Annotated in this window: 1 pseudogene; it reads left to right on the forward strand. The window is 63.0% G+C overall.

From position 1 onward, the window contains the following. Positions 1-697: pseudogene (locus tag BN2476_RS43850) on the forward strand (N-methylproline demethylase); the annotation flags it as partial.

Consider the following 697-nt stretch of genomic DNA (forward strand, 5'->3'; position numbering starts at 1 on the left):
AGATCATGCTGGCCGCGAAAGCGCCGCAGCGCGAGCAGATGGCGGGCATCGTGCGCTGGTTCGATATGGAAACGAAGCGACTGGGCGTCGACCGGCGTCTGGGCGTCGAAGCCGACGAGAAGATGATTCTTGCCGAGAAGCCGGACATCATCGTGCTCGCAACAGGTGGTTCCAGCTTCACGCATCAGGTGCCCGCATGGGGCGTCGACGAAGGTCTGGCCGTCAGTTCGTGGGACATCCTGTCGGGCAAGGTCGAGCCGAAGCAGAACGTGCTCGTGTACGACGGCGTGAGCACGCATGCGGGCGCGGGTGTCGCCGACTTCATATCGAGCCGCGGCTCGAAGGTCGAGATCGTCACACCCGACGTGAAAGTGGCCGACGACGTCGGCGGCACCACGTTCCCGATTTTCTACCGGCGCCTGTACGCGCAGGGCGTGATCCACACGCCGAACTACTGGCTCGATCGCGTGTACGAAGAGGATGGCAAGAAGATCGCCGTGATCCGCAACGAGTACACGGAAGAACAGGAAGAGCGCGCCGTCGATCAGGTCGTGATCGAGAACGGCAGCACGCCGAACGACGCACTGTACTGGAAGCTCAAGCCCGAGTCGGTGAATCGCGGCCAGGTCGACGTGCAAAAGCTGTTCGCCGCCGAGCCGCAGCCGTCGCTCTCCGAAAAACTCGGCAACGGACGCTT

Origin of the sequence: Paraburkholderia piptadeniae (assembly GCF_900007165.1) — a bacterium.
Taxonomy (GTDB): domain Bacteria; phylum Pseudomonadota; class Gammaproteobacteria; order Burkholderiales; family Burkholderiaceae; genus Paraburkholderia; species Paraburkholderia piptadeniae.